The sequence below is a fragment of the Mesorhizobium sp. CNPSo 4661 genome (genome assembly GCF_057784215.1).
Map to the genome: position 1 here is coordinate 42,892 of NZ_JBWGIO010000025.1, position 15,964 is coordinate 58,855.

General features: G+C 63.0%; 17 protein-coding genes. 7 read left to right on the forward strand and 10 right to left on the reverse strand.

The features are described 5' to 3' along the window. The first annotated feature begins 141 nt into the window (after positions 1-141). Positions 142-741, forward strand: a complete 600-nt coding sequence (locus AC0YKC_RS29355; protein WP_320295607.1) for a hypothetical protein — start codon at positions 142-144, stop codon at positions 739-741. 78 nt (positions 742-819) lie between these two features. After that, entirely contained in the window at positions 820-1,017 is a 198-nt protein-coding gene (locus AC0YKC_RS29360; RefSeq protein WP_320295608.1) for a hypothetical protein, read from the forward strand. A 143-nt stretch (positions 1,018-1,160) separates the two neighbouring features. On the opposite strand, the gene AC0YKC_RS29365 is transcribed toward AC0YKC_RS29360, so the two are convergent. Continuing rightward, a complete protein-coding gene (locus AC0YKC_RS29365; protein WP_488513600.1) occupies positions 1,161-1,313 on the reverse strand; it encodes a hypothetical protein in 153 nt (50 codons plus the stop codon). Between the two features lie 295 nt (positions 1,314-1,608). Here AC0YKC_RS29365 and AC0YKC_RS29370 point away from each other — a divergent pair, with 295 nt between their 5' ends. The 3 genes from AC0YKC_RS29370 (at position 1,609) to rimO (ending at position 4,366) form a co-directional block, all read left to right on the forward strand. Further along, complete coding sequence (locus tag AC0YKC_RS29370) at positions 1,609-2,016, forward strand: DUF930 domain-containing protein (protein ID WP_320295610.1); 408 nt, start codon at positions 1,609-1,611, stop codon at positions 2,014-2,016. Between the two features lie 168 nt (positions 2,017-2,184). Further along, positions 2,185-2,871 carry a TerC family protein gene (locus AC0YKC_RS29375; protein ID WP_320295611.1) on the forward strand — a complete coding sequence of 229 codons (687 nt, stop codon included), beginning with the start codon at positions 2,185-2,187 and terminating at the stop codon, positions 2,869-2,871. A gap of 181 nt (positions 2,872-3,052) precedes the next feature. Then, positions 3,053-4,366: a 30S ribosomal protein S12 methylthiotransferase RimO gene (gene rimO / locus AC0YKC_RS29380; protein ID WP_320295612.1), complete on the forward strand. Its 1,314-nt coding sequence runs from the start codon at positions 3,053-3,055 to the stop codon at positions 4,364-4,366. 83 nt (positions 4,367-4,449) lie between these two features. On the opposite strand, the gene AC0YKC_RS29385 is transcribed toward rimO, so the two are convergent. The 8 genes from AC0YKC_RS29385 to AC0YKC_RS29420 all read right to left on the reverse strand — a co-directional run bounded on the left by AC0YKC_RS29385 (position 4,450) and on the right by AC0YKC_RS29420 (position 12,875). Next, positions 4,450-5,517, reverse strand: a complete 1,068-nt coding sequence (locus AC0YKC_RS29385) for a BMP family ABC transporter substrate-binding protein (RefSeq protein WP_320295613.1) — start codon at positions 5,515-5,517, stop codon at positions 4,450-4,452. Between the two features lie 51 nt (positions 5,518-5,568). Continuing rightward, entirely contained in the window at positions 5,569-6,489 is a 921-nt protein-coding gene (locus tag AC0YKC_RS29390; RefSeq protein ID WP_320295614.1) for an ABC transporter permease, read from the reverse strand. Continuing rightward, entirely contained in the window at positions 6,489-7,619 is a 1,131-nt protein-coding gene (locus AC0YKC_RS29395) for an ABC transporter permease (protein ID WP_434722629.1), read from the reverse strand. The genes AC0YKC_RS29390 and AC0YKC_RS29395 overlap by 1 nt, the downstream gene beginning before the upstream one ends. After that, a complete protein-coding gene (locus AC0YKC_RS29400) occupies positions 7,616-9,181 on the reverse strand; it encodes an ABC transporter ATP-binding protein (RefSeq protein WP_488513601.1) in 1,566 nt (521 codons plus the stop codon). Before AC0YKC_RS29400 ends, AC0YKC_RS29395 begins: the two co-directional genes overlap by 4 nt. Before the next feature lie 247 nt (positions 9,182-9,428). Continuing rightward, on the reverse strand, positions 9,429-10,406 hold the full coding sequence (locus AC0YKC_RS29405; RefSeq protein WP_488513602.1) for a quinone oxidoreductase family protein: 978 nt from the start codon (positions 10,404-10,406) through the stop codon (positions 9,429-9,431). A 135-nt stretch (positions 10,407-10,541) separates the two neighbouring features. Further along, positions 10,542-11,360 carry a phosphatidylcholine synthase gene (pcsA, locus tag AC0YKC_RS29410; protein WP_320295618.1) on the reverse strand — a complete coding sequence of 273 codons (819 nt, stop codon included), beginning with the start codon at positions 11,358-11,360 and terminating at the stop codon, positions 10,542-10,544. Next, positions 11,357-11,971: a DUF1326 domain-containing protein gene (locus AC0YKC_RS29415; protein WP_488513603.1), complete on the reverse strand. Its 615-nt coding sequence runs from the start codon at positions 11,969-11,971 to the stop codon at positions 11,357-11,359. Before AC0YKC_RS29415 ends, pcsA begins: the two co-directional genes overlap by 4 nt. 13 nt (positions 11,972-11,984) lie before the next feature. Then, the gene (locus AC0YKC_RS29420; protein WP_488513604.1) at positions 11,985-12,875 is read right to left on the reverse strand and encodes a DUF2182 domain-containing protein; all 891 of its coding nucleotides are present in this window, start codon (positions 12,873-12,875) and stop codon (positions 11,985-11,987) included. A gap of 101 nt (positions 12,876-12,976) precedes the next feature. Here AC0YKC_RS29420 and AC0YKC_RS29425 point away from each other — a divergent pair, with 101 nt between their 5' ends. Continuing rightward, on the forward strand, positions 12,977-14,188 hold the full coding sequence (locus tag AC0YKC_RS29425) for a UbiH/UbiF family hydroxylase (RefSeq protein WP_488513605.1): 1,212 nt from the start codon (positions 12,977-12,979) through the stop codon (positions 14,186-14,188). On the opposite strand, the gene AC0YKC_RS29430 is transcribed toward AC0YKC_RS29425, so the two are convergent. Beyond that, complete coding sequence (locus tag AC0YKC_RS29430; RefSeq protein WP_320295622.1) at positions 14,165-15,127, reverse strand: AEC family transporter; 963 nt, start codon at positions 15,125-15,127, stop codon at positions 14,165-14,167. The genes AC0YKC_RS29425 and AC0YKC_RS29430 overlap by 24 nt on opposite strands. Before the next feature lie 310 nt (positions 15,128-15,437). On the opposite strand from AC0YKC_RS29430, the gene hspQ reads away from it, so the two are divergent. Continuing rightward, positions 15,438-15,761, forward strand: a complete 324-nt coding sequence (gene hspQ / locus AC0YKC_RS29435) for a heat shock protein HspQ (protein ID WP_488513606.1) — start codon at positions 15,438-15,440, stop codon at positions 15,759-15,761. The last annotated feature ends 203 nt before the right edge of the window (positions 15,762-15,964 follow it).

Genomic DNA, 15,964 nt, shown 5'->3' on the forward strand with positions numbered 1-15,964 from the left:
AGCGCCAAAGGCAGCGCTCATGGAAACGCGTCAAAAACAGCGCAAATTACAGCTTACAGACCAATTTCAAATCAGAGCATGAACCGATTGCTCGGGCGCTGCGACCAATGCTCTGAGATGAGAAACGTCTGGAGGCCTGTCATGCAATCGTCGATGGAAAGAACGAGCTTCGGTCGTCCGCTCGTTTTGGCAGCCGGCCTGGCCGTCATGCTCGGCGGACCAGCCGCCGCGAAAGAACTGAGCGATCCGCTTTCACCGCTCACCACAACCAAAGGCTCAGTCCTCTGCTTTGAGCGCGACTACTCCGCCGCGCATCTCGCACAGCACCCCAGGCAGACGACCAAGTCCATTCTCCTGGCCTTCGAGCAGGGCTTCGTCACCATCGTGCTGCGGCCGCGCACGGGCCCGGAAAAACGCATCTATGCGGCCTGCGACTGGCGGCAGGGTGCCGGGATCGACACTTCGGATCACAAGATGATCCCCAACTTCAACGGGCCGGCGGGATTCGACTGCATCGTGACGGAAGACGAGTCCGCCGAGGAAGCCGGCTACGGCCTGATCGACCCGGCGCAGGACGGCCAATCGCTCACGCTTTTCCTGCAGAGCCCGATCTATGTCGAGGGCAACAGCGCCGACGAGGAAAGCCACAGCATGACGCTCGGCAAGGAGGACCGGACGTTTGCCCTGACCCGAACCGACCCAAAGGCATGCGAAACTTACAAGCCGGTCTCGGAGGAGTAGCGCCAATCCGGACTAGGATGACGTTTCGTTGGGTGCCCTGGCCCGAAGGAAATTAAACTTTCCAAGGAGCGATCCGTGATGGCCAGGCAAACACAAGCCTTCGCCTTGGCAATCTTCCTGGGTTCGGCGGCCTTCGCGCACGCCGCCGACTCCGGCGACGCGGGTTGCGCCGCGGGGCCGAAGATGAAGCCTAAATCTGTCATGTGCCTGCCACGCGCCCCGCGCAACTGGATCGTCTGCAGCGGCGTCCCCAATGCCCAGGGCGAAGGATTGTGAAAGGATACGGGCGTTCCCTGCGAACAACCGCCGCCTCGCGATCCGGCGGACTATCGGCCGGTGGCCGCCATAGCTCTGCAAGCCGTCGCCAACTTTGCCGTCGAAAGCGGCGAACATCGAAGTGTTCGAGCTCCAGTTCATTTTCAGGCCCGCATTGACGGCAACCGCGTCCTCGCGGCCGAGGCGCCCTGGATGACGAAGGAGGTGCCCGGAGCCGCCTGGAAACTTGGCTTCACCGAGCGGTCCGGCTCGAACTCGTGCACCCAGGCTGCGCGGCCCCATGCCTGCGCATTCACCGGATCGATGTCCCGGTCAGCCCCGCCATGCGAGGCGCGCCACGCACGCGGTCGAATGCGTCCTGGAGCGGCTGACTTTTCTGGGCATATCGCGACCCGATTAAAGGAAGACGCATGAACGCGGCACCTCACATAGACCCGAGTGTTTTCGCGAACATTGGCGATTCTGCAAGCCTGGCCACCGAGAGTGGTACGCCGGGTGCAATGATTGAAGGACCGAATTGTTTTGCGGCGCGCATTGGCGCGCCGGTCAACGGTTGGTGAAGCAGCGTTCATTTGATTTCTCAGACAAAATATGCTGCTTGTCGCGCCCATGAAAAAGCTCTGCCTGATGGTTCTGGCGTCGCTGACGCTGGTCTTGCCGGCCAAGGCGATGGACAATGCGTTGCGCGCCGGCCTGATGAAACTCGACCCGCAGACTCGCCTCGAGCAGCGGTGTGACGCCGAAGTCCTCGACCGGATCAGTCACGACGATCACAACTACAAGGCCGACCGCGTCGTGGCCTACGCCTTCGCCACGCCGCAGATGAGCGCCGATGCCATCAAGAGCTCGGGCGCGGCCTTCCGCAGCAAGGGCCAATGGTACCGGCTGAAGTTCAAATGCCAGACCGGGCCGGACCATATGGAAGTGCTGCAGTTCCGCTACAAGATCGGTGACGAAATCCCGGAATCCGACTGGGCCAAATATAATCTCTACGATTAGTTTTCCGCCCTGCCCGCCTTGCCGACGACCACCCGAAATCCCTGAGGGCTTGCGCCGCCGGCGTTGTTTTCCGGCGATGTCCAAGCCTGTGCCTTGACGCCGATGGACCATGCCTTTAGGGCCGTCTGGATAAGGGCTACGCTCATTTCAGGCAAGGATTTCTAGTCGATGGAAATATTCACTGCCGCAGGCCTTTCAGCTCTCCTCCAGGTCGTTGCAATCGATCTCGCGCTGGCCGGCGACAACGCGATTGTGATCGGCCTCGCGGCAGCCGGCCTTCCCGCGGATCAGCGCAAGCGCGCCATCCTTGTCGGCATCGCGGCGGCCACGGTCCTGCGCATAATCTTTGCCCTGATCACGCAATGGCTGCTGACCATCGGCCCGATGCTGCTGATCGCCGGCGGGCTTCTGCTTCTGTGGGTGTGCTGGAAGATGTGGCGCGAATTGCGCGTCAGCCACGACGACGAGCGCGACGCCACCGAAGCGCTGTCGAACAGCGATTACAACAAGGATGGATCGGTCTCCGGCAAGAGCAAGCGCAAGACCTTCTCGCAAGCCGCTTGGCAGATCGTCATCGCCGACGTTTCGATGTCGCTCGACAACGTGCTCGCCGTCGCCGGCGCGGCCATGAAGCACCCCACTGTGTTGATCATCGGGCTGGCCCTTTCGATCGCGCTGATGGGCTTCGCCGCATCCTTTGTCGCACGCCTTCTGCACAAGTATCGCTGGATCGCCTATATCGGCCTGCTGATCATTCTTTACGTCGCGGTGAACATGCTTCTCGGAGGCGCCGTGCAGCAGTTTCCCGACCATTTTGCCTTCCTGGCACCATGGTTCGGGCCGGGCGGCCACTGACGCTCTTTCTGGCGAGCGTCCGCGCAGCGCCTCTCGTCCTGGCCGGCTGGCAGGTTTGCTTCTGTGCCGAAGCGTGCTATTGCGCCCGCGCGAAATGGCTCAAAGCCGCGCACGTAGATCGATCTTCGGAGCCTGTGGCTCAATCCTCGATCTCGCTCTCATCTCTTGGAAAACAAAGTTTATGTCCGCCCCACGCGTCAGTTTCGTCAGTCTTGGATGCCCGAAGGCGCTCGTCGATTCCGAGCGCATCATCACGCGGCTCCGCGCCGAAGGCTATGAGATCGCACGCAAGCATGACGGCGCCGACCTCGTCGTCGTCAATACCTGCGGCTTCCTCGATTCCGCGCGCGACGAGTCGCTCAACGCCATCGGCTCCGCCCTTTCCGAAAACGGCCGCGTCATCGTCACCGGCTGCCTCGGCGCCGAGCCGGAGGTCATCCGCGAAAAGCACCCCAACGTGCTGGCGATCACCGGCCCGCAGGCCTATGAGAGCGTGATGGCGGCGGTCCACGAAGCGGCTCCGCCCAGCCATGATCCCTATGTCGACCTGTTGCCGCCGCAGGGCGTGAAGCTCACGCCGCGCCACTACGCCTATCTGAAGATTTCCGAGGGCTGCAACAACCGCTGCACCTTCTGCATCATCCCTGCATTGCGCGGCGATCTCGTCTCGCGCCCGGCCGCGGATGTGCTGCGCGAAGCCGAAAAGCTCGCCAAGGCCGGCGTCAAGGAGATCCTCGTCATCTCGCAGGATACCAGCGCCTACGGCATCGACATCAAATACCAGACATCGATGTTTGGCGATCGCGAGGTGCGGGCGAAATTCCTCGACCTCGCCGAGGAGCTCGGCAAGCTCGGCATCTGGATACGCATGCATTACGTGTATCCCTACCCGCATGTCGCCGACGTCATTCCGCTGATGGCGGAAGGAAAGATCCTTCCCTATCTTGACATCCCCTTCCAGCACGCCTCGCCGCAGGTGCTGAAGAACATGCGGCGCCCCGCGCATGGCGAAAAGACGCTGGACCGCATCCGCGGCTGGCGCGAGGTCTGCCCCGACCTCGCCATCCGCTCGACCTTCATCGTCGGTTTCCCCGGCGAGACCGAAGATGATTTTCAGATGCTGCTCGACTGGCTGGACGAAGCCAGGATCGACCGCGCCGGCTGTTTCAAATACGAGCCGGTGAAGGGCGCCCGCTCCAACGACCTCGGGCTGGAGCAGGTGCCGCAGGAGATCAAGGAAGCGCGCTGGCACCGCTTCATGCAGCGCCAGCAGAAGATCTCGGCAGCGCAGTTGGCAAAAAAGGTCGGCAAGCGCCTGCCGGTGCTGATCGACGAGGCGCATGGCACATCGGCCAAGGGCCGCACCAAATACGACGCGCCGGAGATCGATGGCTCGGTGCACATCCAGTCGCGGCGGCCGCTGCGCGCCGGCGAGATCGTCACGGTCAAGATCGACCGCGCCGACGCCTACGATCTCTACGGTTCGGCGGTCTGACAGCCCACACGAACAAGGCAGCTTCAAAGAAAAAAGGGCGCCCCGGAGGCGCCCTTTTCCGTTTCGGTTCAGCTGCTTGCTGCTTACTGCGGCAGCTTGTCGTCGATGCCTTTGACGTAGAAATTCATGCCGAGCAGCGTACCGTCGTCGGCGACCTCGCCGTCCTTCAGCCAGGGCGATCCGTCCTGCTTGGACACCGGTCCGGTGAAGGGGTTCCAGCCACCGGCGATCTTCTTCTCGGTCGCTTCCGCCATCGCCTTCACGTCGTCGGGCATGTTGGTGTAGGGCGCAAGCTTGACGGCGCCGTCCTTGATGCCGAGCCAGACATTGTCCGGCTTCCAGGTGCCGTCTAGAGCAGCCTGGACGCGGCTGATGTAGTACGGCCCCCACTCGTCGGTCAGCGAGGTCAGCTGCGCGTTCGGCGCGAACTTGATCATGTCGGACGACTGCCCGAAGCCGTGCAGCTTGCGCTCCTCGGCGACCTGCAGCGCGGCAGTCGAGTCGGTGTGCTGGACGATGATGTCGGCGCCCTGGTCGAACAGCGCCTTGGCGGCGTCGGCTTCCTTGCCCGGATCGAACCAGGAGTTCACCCACACGATCTTGACCTTGAAGTCGGGATTGACCGACTGCGCGCCGAGCATGAAGGAGTTGATGCCCATCACCACTTCCGGGATCGGGAAGGAGACGATGTAGCCGGCGAGGCCCTTCTTCGATTCCTTGGCCGCGATCTGGCCGAGCACATAGCGGCCTTCATAGAAGCGCGCATTGTAGATGCCGAGATTGTCGCCGGTCTTGAAGCCGGTGGCATGCTCGAACATCACCTTTGGGAACTTCTTGGCGACCTTCACTTCGGCGTCCATGAAGCCGAAGGATGTGCCGAAGATGATCTTGCACTTCTCGCGCGCCAGGCGCTCGAAAGCGCGGTCGGCGTCCGGACCTTCCGATACGTTTTCGAGATAGGCGGTCTCGACCTTGTCGCCGAGCGCCTTCTCGACCTCGAGGCGGCCCTGGTCGTGCTGGTAGGAATAGCCGAAGTCGCCGATCGGACCCGTATAGACCCAGCACGCCTTGAGCTTGTCGGCAGCTTCAGCGGTTGCCGCCAGCGACAGGGCCGCAGCCGTGGTCATCAACGCTATAAGCAGTTTTTTCATTGTGTTACCTCTCTGAGTTAAGCCTTGGAGCTTCCCGTCTTTTTGTTGTCGTCAACGATCCGGAACAAATGGCTGCCCCAACGAAGCCGGCGTGTTCATCATCGTCAGCCGCTTGTTGCGGGAGATTAGAACGAGAACCACGACGGTTGCCAGATAGGGCAGCGAAGAAAGAAACTGCGAAGGTACCGGAATGCCAAAAGCCTGTGCATGAAGCTGGCCGATCCACACCGCGCCGAAGATGTAGGCGCCGGCCAGCACCCGCCACGGACGCCAGGAAGCGAACACCACCAGCGCCAGCGCGATCCAGCCGCGGCCCGCGCTCATATTCTCCACCCATTGCGGCGTGTAGACCAGCGACAGGTGGCCGCCGGCAAGGCCTGCGCAGGCGCCACCGAACATCACGGCGAGATAGCGGTAGCGGATGACCTTGATGCCGAGCGCATGCGCCGACGTGTGGCTGTCGCCGATCGAGCGCAGCGTCAGGCCGGTGCGCGTCTTGAACAGAAACCACATCACCGCCGCGGTCAGCGCGATCGAGATATAGAAGACCGGATCCTGGCCGAAGATCAGCTTGCCCACAACCGGGATCGAGCTGATCACCGGGATGTCGAGATTTGGCAATCTCACGCCCGGCTGGCCGACGAAGCTGGTGCCGATCATGCCCGAGAGGCCAAGGCCGAGCAGCGTCAGCGACAGGCCGGTCGCCACCTGGTTGGTGGCGAGCGACAGCGTCATGACGGCGAACAGCAGCGAGAACAGCGCGCCGACGATGATCGCGGCAAGCAGGCCGATCCATGGCGACCCGGTGAGGTAGCCGGCGCCGAAGCCGCCGACGGCGCCCATGATCATCATGCCTTCGACGCCCAGATTGAGCACGCCGGAGCGCTCGACCACCAGCTCGCCGATCGCCGCGATCAGAAGCGGCGTTGCAGCGGTCGCGATGGTCAAAAGGATGTTGACGGTGATGTCCATCAGCGGGCCTCCTCGAGCTTGGGCGCTGCTTCGAGTTTCGTCGCGCCATTCGGCTTCGTTAGCGCCATGCCGATCAGGCGAATGCGGTAGTGGATGAGCGTGTCGCAGCCGAGCACGAAGAACAAAAGCATGCCCTGGAACACACGCGCCACCTTGTCGGAGATGCCGAGCGCGCTCTGCACCGCCTCACCGCCGAGATAGGTCAGCGCCAGCACCAGGCCCGCGGCGACGATGCCCAGCGGATTGAGCCTGCCGAGGAAGGCGACGATGATGGCGGTGAAGCCGTAGCCGGGCGAGATCACCGGCTGCAATTGGCCGATGGCGCCGGAAACCTCCGAGATGCCCGCAAGGCCGGCCAGTGCGCCAGACAGAAGGAAGGTGAAGAACACCATCCGGTTGAAGCCGAAGCCGGCGAAGCGGCCTGCCCTTGGGCTTGAACCCAGCACGCGGACCTCGAAACCCTTGAGCATGCGGCTCATCATCAGCCAGACCAGAACGGCGGCCACCAGGGCGAAGACGAAGCCCCAATTGGCGCGGCCGGCATCGGGCATCAGCTCGGGCAGCACAGCGGAATCGCCGAACTGGATGGTCTGCGGGAAGCCGTGGCCTTGCGGATCGCGCCACGGACCGCGCACCAGCCAGTCGAGGAAGAGCTGCGCGACATAGACCAGCATCAGGCTGGTCAGGATCTCGTTGGTGCTGAAGCGGGTCTTGAGCAGCGCCGGGATGGATGCGTAGAACGCGCCGCCGACCATGCCGAGCAGAAGCATCAGCGGGATCACCAGCGGACCTTCGAATTGCGGGAACAGCACCGGGATGATCGAGCCGAAGATTGCGCCGAATATGAACTGGCCTTCGGCGCCGATGTTCCAGATGTTGGCCTTGTAGCAGACCGACAGGCCGACCGCGATCAGGATGAGGGGCGCTGCCTTGATCGCCAGCTCGTGGAGCTGCCAGACCTGGCTGATCGGCTCGACGAAATAGATCTCGAAGGCGTTGAGCGGATTGACGCCGAGCAAGGCGAACATGATGGCGCCGGCGATGATCGTCAGCGCGAAGGCGATGAAGGGCGACAGCATGGAGAACAGCACCGAGCGCTGCGGGCGTTTGACCAGTTCGATGCGCATCATGCCATCTCCAGGCTGTGTTCGGCGTGCCCGGGCTCGGCGCCGCCCATCAAGAGGCCGATCTTCTCGAAAGTCGCCTCGGCGATCGCCAGCGGCTTGGACAATTCGCCATTGTGCATGACCGCGATCGCGTCCGACAGTTCGAACAATTCGTCGAGGTCCTGGCTGATGACCAGCACCGCCGATCCGCTGCGCGCCAACTCGATCAGCGCCTGGCGGATATGGGCGGCGGCGCCGGCATCCACGCCCCAGGTCGGCTGGTTGACGATCATGACGCTCGGCTTGCGGTCGAGCTCGCGGCCGACGATGAATTTCTGCAGATTGCCGCCCGACAGCGCCGCCGCTTCCGGATCCGGCGCGCTCTTGCGCACGTCCATGGCGGTGATGATGCGCTGGGCGGCGCTGTAGACGGCGCCGTTCTTGACCATGCCGCCCGAGCCGACGAAGGCCTTGCCGTCGGTGGCGTGGCGCGACAGAAGCAGGTTCTCCGAAAGCTTCATGCGCGGCGCCGCGCCATGACCCAGGCGCTCTTCGGGCACGAAAGCGGCCCCCATCAGGCGGCGGCCGGTGATCGCCAGGCCTCCGGCATCCTTGCCGCGAATGCGCACGGAACCGGCATCCTGCTGCAGCACTTCGCCGGAAACGGATTCGAAGAACTCGCCCTGGCCGTTGCCGGCCACACCCGCGATGCCGATCACTTCGCCGGCGCGCACGCTGAGATTGATGTTCTTGAGTGGTATTGCGAAGGGCGTCGCCGGCTTGCGGCTGAGGTTGCGGATTTCCAGCAGTGCCGGCGCCGTTTCGATGCCTTCCGCCGGCGCGCGCACCACCGCCTTCACCTCGCTGCCCACCATCATGCGGGCAAGCGACGCGGCGGTCTCCTGGCGCGGGTTGCAATGGCCGACAACCTTGCCGTGGCGCAGCACCGTGGCGCGGTCGCAGATGCGTTTGACCTCTTCCAGCCGGTGCGAGATGTAGAGGATCGACTTGCCTTCCGAGCGCAAGCGCTCCAGCGTTTCGAACAGCTTGTCGGCCTCCTGCGGCGTCAGCACCGAGGTCGGCTCGTCGAGGATGATGAGCTGCGGTGTCTGCAAGAGGCAGCGGATAATCTCGATGCGCTGGCGTTCGCCGACCGAAAGGTCTCCGACCAGCGAATCCGGATCGAGCGGCAAGCCGTAGCTGTAGGACAGCGCCCTCGCCTTCGCGGCGATGCTGCCGATCGGCGAACCGTCATTGAGCGAAAGCGCGATGTTCTCGGCCGCGGTGAGCGCTTCGAACAGCGAGAAATGCTGGAACACCATTCCGATGCCGAGCTTCTTGGCCATGCCCGGGCTAGTGATCTTGACCGGCTTGCCGTCCCAGAAGATTTCGCCCGAGTTCGGTTCGAGCGATCCGAACAGCATCTTGACCAGCGTCGACTTGCCGGCGCCGTTCTCGCCGAGCAACGCGTGGATCTCGCCCTTTGCGATATTGAGATCGATGTGATCGCACGCAGTCAGCGTGCCGAAAATCTTGGTAAGGCCACGAACCTCGAGCAGGTTCGCCCCGTCATGATTTGCACTCACAGTGCCTCCCACCCGGTTTCCCGGATATGTTCTGTGTTCCCGAAAGCATGGTATGCGCGGCCGGCTCCCATCGGAAAGCAGCACCCTACTTGAAAGAGCTTCAAGAATTTCAGCGGAAACTCAAGGGCTAAGATAGGCCTGTAGAGAACGCAGGCAAATCCGCAGCGCTTTTCAGGCAAGCCGTGCCTTCGGGCACGGCAAGTCGCTGAAAAACAGGGCAGCCGGCTAAGGCGTGATGCCGAAAGCTCTAAGGAATGAGGACAGTCGTTCCAGTCGTCTTGCGGGCCTCGAGATCCGCTTGCGCCTTTGCCGCGTCCTTCAGCGCATAGCGCTGGTTGATCTTGATCTCGACGGCGCCGCTCATGACCACGTCGAAAAGCGCTTCGGCCGACTTCACCAGATCCTCGCGGCTGGCGTTGTAGACGAACAGCGTCGGCCGGGTTGCGAAGATCGAGCCCTTCTGCGCCAGGAGCGACATCGAGAAAGGCGGGATCGGCCCGGACGACTGGCCGAAACTCACGAACATGCCCAGCGGCCGCAGGCAATCGAGCGATGCCGGGAAGGTGTCGGCGCCGACGGAATCGTAGACGACGTCGCATTTCTTCCCGCCCGTAAGCGCAGCGACTCCGGCGACGAAATCCTGCTCCTTGTAGTTGATGACGTGATCGAAGCCATGCGCCCGCGCGAGCTCGATCTTGTCGGCGGAACTCGCGGTGCCGATCACGGTCGCGCCGAGATGCTTTGCCCATTGGCCGAGGATCAGGCCGACGCCGCCGGCGGCCGCGTGGTAGAGGATCGTATCGCCGGCCTTGACCGGAAAAGTGCGGCGCAAGAGGTATTCGGCGGTCATGCCCTTCAGCATCATCGCCGCCGCCTGCTCATCGCTGATGCCGTCCGGCACTTTGACCACACGATCGGCGGCGATCACCCGCTTCTCGCAATAGGCGCCGACATTGACGGCATAGGCGATGCGGTCGCCGGGCTTCAGCCAGTCGATGCCGCTGCCGAGCGCCAGCACGACGCCCGCCGCCTCGCCGCCCGGAATCAGCGGAAAACCACCGGGTGGCGGGTAGAGCCCCGAGCGGTAGTAGACGTCGATGAAGTTGAGGCCGATCGCGGTGTGCCGGATCAGGATCTGGCCTTCTCCCGGCTGGCCGGGATCGGCGTCTTCATAGGCCAGGACTTCGGGACCGCCATTGGCGTGGATACGGATTGCCTTGGACATCGCTCAACTCTCTGAAAGGTACGTACAAAATCCGGAAACTTGATCCCGAGACGGAGAAGCGGTTTCCGGAAGGCCGTGCGCCGATGGACAGCCAGGCCAGGATGACCATTCGACCAAAAATATCCTGATCCAGGATCAGGGCTTCTTGGCGCCCAGACTGGGAAACATCTGCATGATGCCTCCGATGCAGGCGAGATAGAGGCCGGTGATCGTTATGCCGATCTTGGTGAAGTCGCTGACCTGCTCTCCCAGCACGCCGATCTTGTCATAGAAGGTGGCAAGTGCCGCCTGCGCCAGCGCCAGCGCGCCGAAGGCGCACCACAAAAGCGTCATGCCGAGATTGAGCGGTCGCAACCGCACGACGCGCACAGGATGGATGAAATTGATCGGCAGGAAGGTCAGGATGCCGGCGACCACCACGACAGCGAAAGACACCCATTGCCCGGGCTCTATGACGAAGAGCGTGAACACCACCATGTTCCAGACGACCGGGAACCCTTTGAAGAAGTTCTCCTTCGTTTTCATGCCGGTGTCGGCGTAGTAGATCGCGCTGGAGACCACGATGATGGCCGCGGACAGGAAGGACAGGTTCTCGCCCATGAAACCGCGCTGATAGAGCGCGAAGGCCGGTATGAGCACGTAAGTGACATAGTCGATGATGTTGTCGAGGAGCTCGCCCGACCATGTCGGCAGGATGTCCTTGACCTCGAGCCTCCTGGCGATCGGGCCGTCGATGCCGTCGACGAAAAGCGCCAGTCCCAGCCACCAGAACATCGCCGTCCAGCGTTCCTCGCTCGCCGCAACCAGCGACAGGAAGGCAAGGAACGACCCTGATGCGGTGAGCAGATGGACGGAGAACGCGCGCGCCTGCGGCCACGTCACCTTCTTCTTCGGCAGCGGAATCCGCTCCGCGATCTTCTTGGCTGCTTTCCTGGCCGCTGTGTTCTTGCTCACGGTCCCCGCCAGTCCAGCTTGCAGATTTCGGCCGAGCGGCCCGCGAAATTCCAGTTACGGCCGAAGGCGCGCATCTTGCTCTTGTCGGACTTCGCCACGATGATTTCCGGCGCAATCCAATATTCCGAATTGGTGATCACCGTATCCTTCTCGCGATCCTTGCCGGGAATTGGCGTCACCGCGCCGTCTATGATCTTCGGTATCTGGAAGACGCGCGTCTTGTCGCGCGTCTCGTAGGTGATCGGCACCTGCTCGACGCCGAGGAATTTTCCGACCAGAATCGACAACAGTGAGGTGGTGCCGCCGGCCTTGCCGGTGAAGATCTTGGTCAGCGCCTTCACCGCATAGACCGAAGCGCGCGTGTCGATGAACAGGCCGGCCGTCCAGTTGCCGCGGCTCATATAGCCGGGGATTTCCATGATCAGGCCGAGATTGAGGCCCGACAGGTCGACGTCGCCGAAATGGCCCGCGTCGATGCGGAACCCGGCCCAGGTCTGGCAATAGCCCTCGGTCGGCGGATGGCTACCGAGCGACAGCACGCAGGGACAGAAAACCGTGCAATTGCAAGAGAGTACCAACTCCCCTTTCATTGCCCAGCTTTGGTCGGTCATCGAATTCTCCCCCTCACGCCGAAACTAATAGCAGGGCAGCCGCCCACACAAGCAGTATCGTACCGGCAACCCGGCTGGCCACCCTGCCGCCGGTCTGTTTTTCGATCAGGGTGAACAAGCCGATCAGCGCCATCCAGAAGACGTTCATGGCGCCGACGGCAAACATCACCAGCATCAGCGCCCAGCAGCAACCGAGGCACCAGACGCCCTGCTCCAGTCCCAAACGGAAGATGCGGGCCGGCTTCGCGCTCCAGTTGGCGAACAGGATCGAGAACGGGTTGCGGCACTTTTCCAGGCATGCCTGTTTCAGGCCGCTGAACTGATAGAGGCCGGCCACGAGCAGCGCGGCGGCGCCGGCAATGCCGATGGCGGGATCGAGTATCCGGCCGGAACCGGCAAACGCGTAGACCGCGAGTGTCAACAGCGTAAAGCCCACTGATGCGCCAAGCCATGTGGTAAGGTATCCGGCAACAAGCACCAGCGGATGAGCGACGAGTTCGCCCTTGATCCTCGCCGTATCGGCGATTTCACAATAGGTGCGGATCAAGGGCGCCGCCGAAGGCAGCATCGTCGCCACGGCCATCAGGAACCACATCATCACCAGCGCCGGCGCTTGCAGGCCGGCAAGGCCGGCAAGCGGTGCCGGAGCGAGGCAAAGAGCGAAGAACCAGTCCAGGAAACCCGGCAACGGCAGGCTCGGCAGATTCTTCAGCAGCATGTCGCCGGGGCCGCCGACGGGGCTGTTTTCAGCGCCGCGGATCGCCATCGCGCCAAGCAGGAGCCAGGCAAGGCCTATCCCGACGCCGATCGTGAGCATGACCGTAAGGCGCGGGCTGCGCGCCACGCCTGCCGTCGCTCGGCCCGCACGGTCGAGATGGCTGAAATCGTGTTGCTCACCACTCATGGCAATCGAATGGGCTGAATCGCCGCGTTGATCAAGCCGGCTGATCTGCCCTATATCCAGACAAAGGCCCGAAGGGTCGCCTCGCATTGTGGAAGCCTGGCGTGGAGCACAACGACAAAGCCCGCATCCTGGTTGCCGGCAGCGGTCCGGCCGGCTTGATAGCGGCGCTCGGCTTCGCCGAGGCCGGTTTCGACGTGACGCTGGTCGGCCCCGAAGCCAACAGCGCCGACGGCCGCACCACCGCCCTCATGAATCCGGCGCTGAAGGTCCTTGAACGGCTGGGCGTCCTTGCCGAGCTGAAGCCGCAGGCCGCGCCGCTCAAGGTGATGCGCATCGTCGACGCCACCCGCCGGCTGATCCGAAGCCCGACCGTGACCTTTCGCGCCAGCGAGATCGGCGAGGAACAATTCGGGCTCAATTTGCCGAACAAGGATCTGATACCGATCCTCGCCAATGCCGTTTCGGCCCATCGCGGCGTCGAATGGCTGAAATCCACCGTCGAGTCATGGCGCTTCGACGCCGATCAGGCCCACGCCCGGCTGGCCGACGGCAGCGAAATCTCCGCGTCCCTGGCGGTTGCCGCCGACGGACGCCTGTCCCCGGCACGGGAAGCCGCCGGCATTCGCGCCTTTGCGCGGCCCTATCCGCAGTCGGCGCTCGTGCTCAATTTCGGCCACCGCAGCGAGCACGGCTTCGTTTCGACCGAGTTCCACACCGAGACAGGGCCGTTCACGCAGGTGCCGCTACCCGGCAGGCGTTCAAGCCTTGTCTGGGTGGTCAAGCCGGAAACGGCGCTGGAGCTTGCCGCGCTCGACGATGCAACCCTGTCGGAGCGTGTTGAGCAGCAGATGCAATCGATGCTTGGCCGCGTCTCGGTCGAGCCGGGGCGCCAGGTCTATCCCTTGTCGGCGGCCTCGCCCGGCCGTTTCGCGCAAAACCGCGTGGCGCTGGTTGGCGAGGCGGCGCACGTGTTTCCGCCGATCGGCGCCCAAGGCCTCAACCTCGGTATCAGGGATATCGACGATCTGATTGGAATCGCGAGTGAAAACAGCGCGGACCCCGGATCGCGCGGGAGCCTCGCCGTCTATGACACCAGGCGCCGGCCCGACATATGGGCGCGTAGCGGCGCGGTGAACCTGCTCAACATGTCGCTCTTGTCCGACATGCTGCCGACGCAGCTGGCGCGCAGCGCCGGCCTCAATGCGCTTGGCGGCTTCGCGCCGCTGCGCGCCTTCTTCATGCGCGAGGGACTGCGGCCAGGCAGCGGTTTTCGCGCGATTGCCGGCGGGTTAAGGAAAGAGGTCGGCCGCTAGGATTCCGTGCCGGATCGCGTAGAGCAGCGCGGTCACCGTCACCACTGAAAGGCATGTCGTGATCAGCACGCTGGCCGAAGCCCGCTGCACCCATACGTCATATTGCTGCGCGATCACGAAGACGTTGGTCGCCGTCGGCAGCGCCGCCAGCAGCATGGCGGAAAAGACCCAGGTCGGCGAGAAATTGCCGATCCAGCTCAGCACGACATAGCAAAGCAGCGGGTGGACGATAAGCTTCAGCCCGGCGATCAACGCCAGTTCATGCGGCACACGGTTGAGCGGTCGGAGCGCAAGCGTCACCCCCATGGCAAACAGGGCGCAGGGCGCGGCCGCGCGGGCGAGATAGTCCAGGAAGCGATCGACAGGCAGCGGCGGGCGGAACTCCACATAGGCGGCGGCGACGCCAAGCGCCGTCGCGATGATGAAGGGATGCAGCGCGATCTTCTTCACGACGCCGAGCGCCAGCTGGAGCGGCGGCGCCTTCTCCTTGCCCGACAACGCCATCATCATCGGCGCCACGGTGAAATGCACGATGTTCTCGAAGCAGAAGATCAGCGCCACCGGCACCGCCGCCTGCTCGCCGAACGCCAGCAAGGCAAGCCCGGGGCCCATATAGCCGATGTTGCCGTAAGCCGCGGCAAGGGCGGTGATCGTCGCCGGCGCGATCCCGCCGCGGGAAACGAAGACCGACCAGGCGAACATCAGTGTGAAGATCCCATAGGTGGCGATCAGCGAGCCAAGGATGAAGCTCCACTCCGTCAACTGCTCGAACGGTGTCTTGGCGAGCAACTGGAAGAACAGGGCCGGCAGCGCGACATAGACGATGAAAATGTTCATCCAGCCGAGCGCTTCCAGCGGCTGCCTGGTGATGCGCGCCACCAGGAAACCGACAAAGATCATGCCGAAGAATGGAAGGACGAGACCGATGACGTCAGACATTTTCGCTCGGGCAGAAAACTCCCGTGCGGGCTAACCCGTTGCTTCGGCTGAGGTCAAGGCGTTGGCTATTGAATTGCCGCCGCGCCTGCGCCAAATAGGCACCAAGCCGAAAGTCGGGGTCGATTTCTGGCCGGGTGACGTGTAAATTCAAGATCTTAGGCGCCTTGCGCGCAGCCACGACAGGCGCCTCGGAACAGCGCATGGCCCGAAAATCGGATCGATTTTCGAAGAGGATCATGCGCAAAACTAAAGTGCTGCAGCATTCTTTGCGCGTCCGAGAGGACGCGCGGTGCTGCAGGTGGTGAACGTGATGAAAACGGCCAAATTCTCGATCGGACAAGTGGTTCGCCATAGGCTGTTTCCGTTCCGCGGCGTGATCTTCGACGTCGATCCCGAATTCGCCAACACCGAGGAATGGTACGAGGCCATTCCCGCCGACGTGCGTCCACGCAGGGACCAGCCTTTCTACCATCTCCTGGCGGAAAATTCGGAGACCGAGTACATCGCCTATGTGTCCGAGCAGAACCTGCTCGAGGACCAGTCGGGCGAACCGGTACGGCATCCGCAGATCGGCGAGATGTTCGACAAGCTGCCGGACGGCCGCTACGAGCCGAAACGCCAGTCGAAGCACTGAAGCCAACGAATGTTGCCAACGCGCGGCGCGGCGACAACAAAAAAGCGGGGCATGTGCCCCGCTCAGACTGCTGACAAACCCCTGGCGTTAGCCGGGGGTTTTTGATTCACTGGGTCATGTTGAAGCGACCCGCCCCCGAACAGACCGCGCTTGAGATGGTGACGTTGGATCAGCTGGTTCCGGCTGATCATCTGCTTCGCAAG

Excerpts from the sequence above, each read along its gene's own strand:
- AC0YKC_RS29355 (WP_320295607.1), top strand. The coding sequence starts at position 142 with ATGCAATCGTCGATGGAAAGAACGAGCTTCGGTCGTCCGCTCGTTTTG.
- AC0YKC_RS29360 (WP_320295608.1), top strand. The coding sequence starts at position 820 with ATGGCCAGGCAAACACAAGCCTTCGCCTTGGCAATCTTCCTGGGTTCG.
- AC0YKC_RS29370 (WP_320295610.1), top strand. The coding sequence starts at position 1,609 with ATGCTGCTTGTCGCGCCCATGAAAAAGCTCTGCCTGATGGTTCTGGCG.
- AC0YKC_RS29375 (WP_320295611.1), top strand. The coding sequence starts at position 2,185 with ATGGAAATATTCACTGCCGCAGGCCTTTCAGCTCTCCTCCAGGTCGTT.
- rimO (WP_320295612.1), top strand. The coding sequence starts at position 3,053 with ATGTCCGCCCCACGCGTCAGTTTCGTCAGTCTTGGATGCCCGAAGGCG.
- AC0YKC_RS29385 (WP_320295613.1), bottom strand. The coding sequence starts at position 5,517 with ATGAAAAAACTGCTTATAGCGTTGATGACCACGGCTGCGGCCCTGTCG.
- AC0YKC_RS29390 (WP_320295614.1), bottom strand. The coding sequence starts at position 6,489 with ATGGACATCACCGTCAACATCCTTTTGACCATCGCGACCGCTGCAACG.
- AC0YKC_RS29395 (WP_434722629.1), bottom strand. The coding sequence starts at position 7,619 with ATGATGCGCATCGAACTGGTCAAACGCCCGCAGCGCTCGGTGCTGTTC.
- AC0YKC_RS29405 (WP_488513602.1), bottom strand. The coding sequence starts at position 10,406 with ATGTCCAAGGCAATCCGTATCCACGCCAATGGCGGTCCCGAAGTCCTG.
- AC0YKC_RS29415 (WP_488513603.1), bottom strand. The coding sequence starts at position 11,971 with ATGACCGACCAAAGCTGGGCAATGAAAGGGGAGTTGGTACTCTCTTGC.
- AC0YKC_RS29420 (WP_488513604.1), bottom strand. The coding sequence starts at position 12,875 with ATGAGTGGTGAGCAACACGATTTCAGCCATCTCGACCGTGCGGGCCGA.
- AC0YKC_RS29430 (WP_320295622.1), bottom strand. The coding sequence starts at position 15,127 with ATGTCTGACGTCATCGGTCTCGTCCTTCCATTCTTCGGCATGATCTTT.
- hspQ (WP_488513606.1), top strand. The coding sequence starts at position 15,438 with ATGAAAACGGCCAAATTCTCGATCGGACAAGTGGTTCGCCATAGGCTG.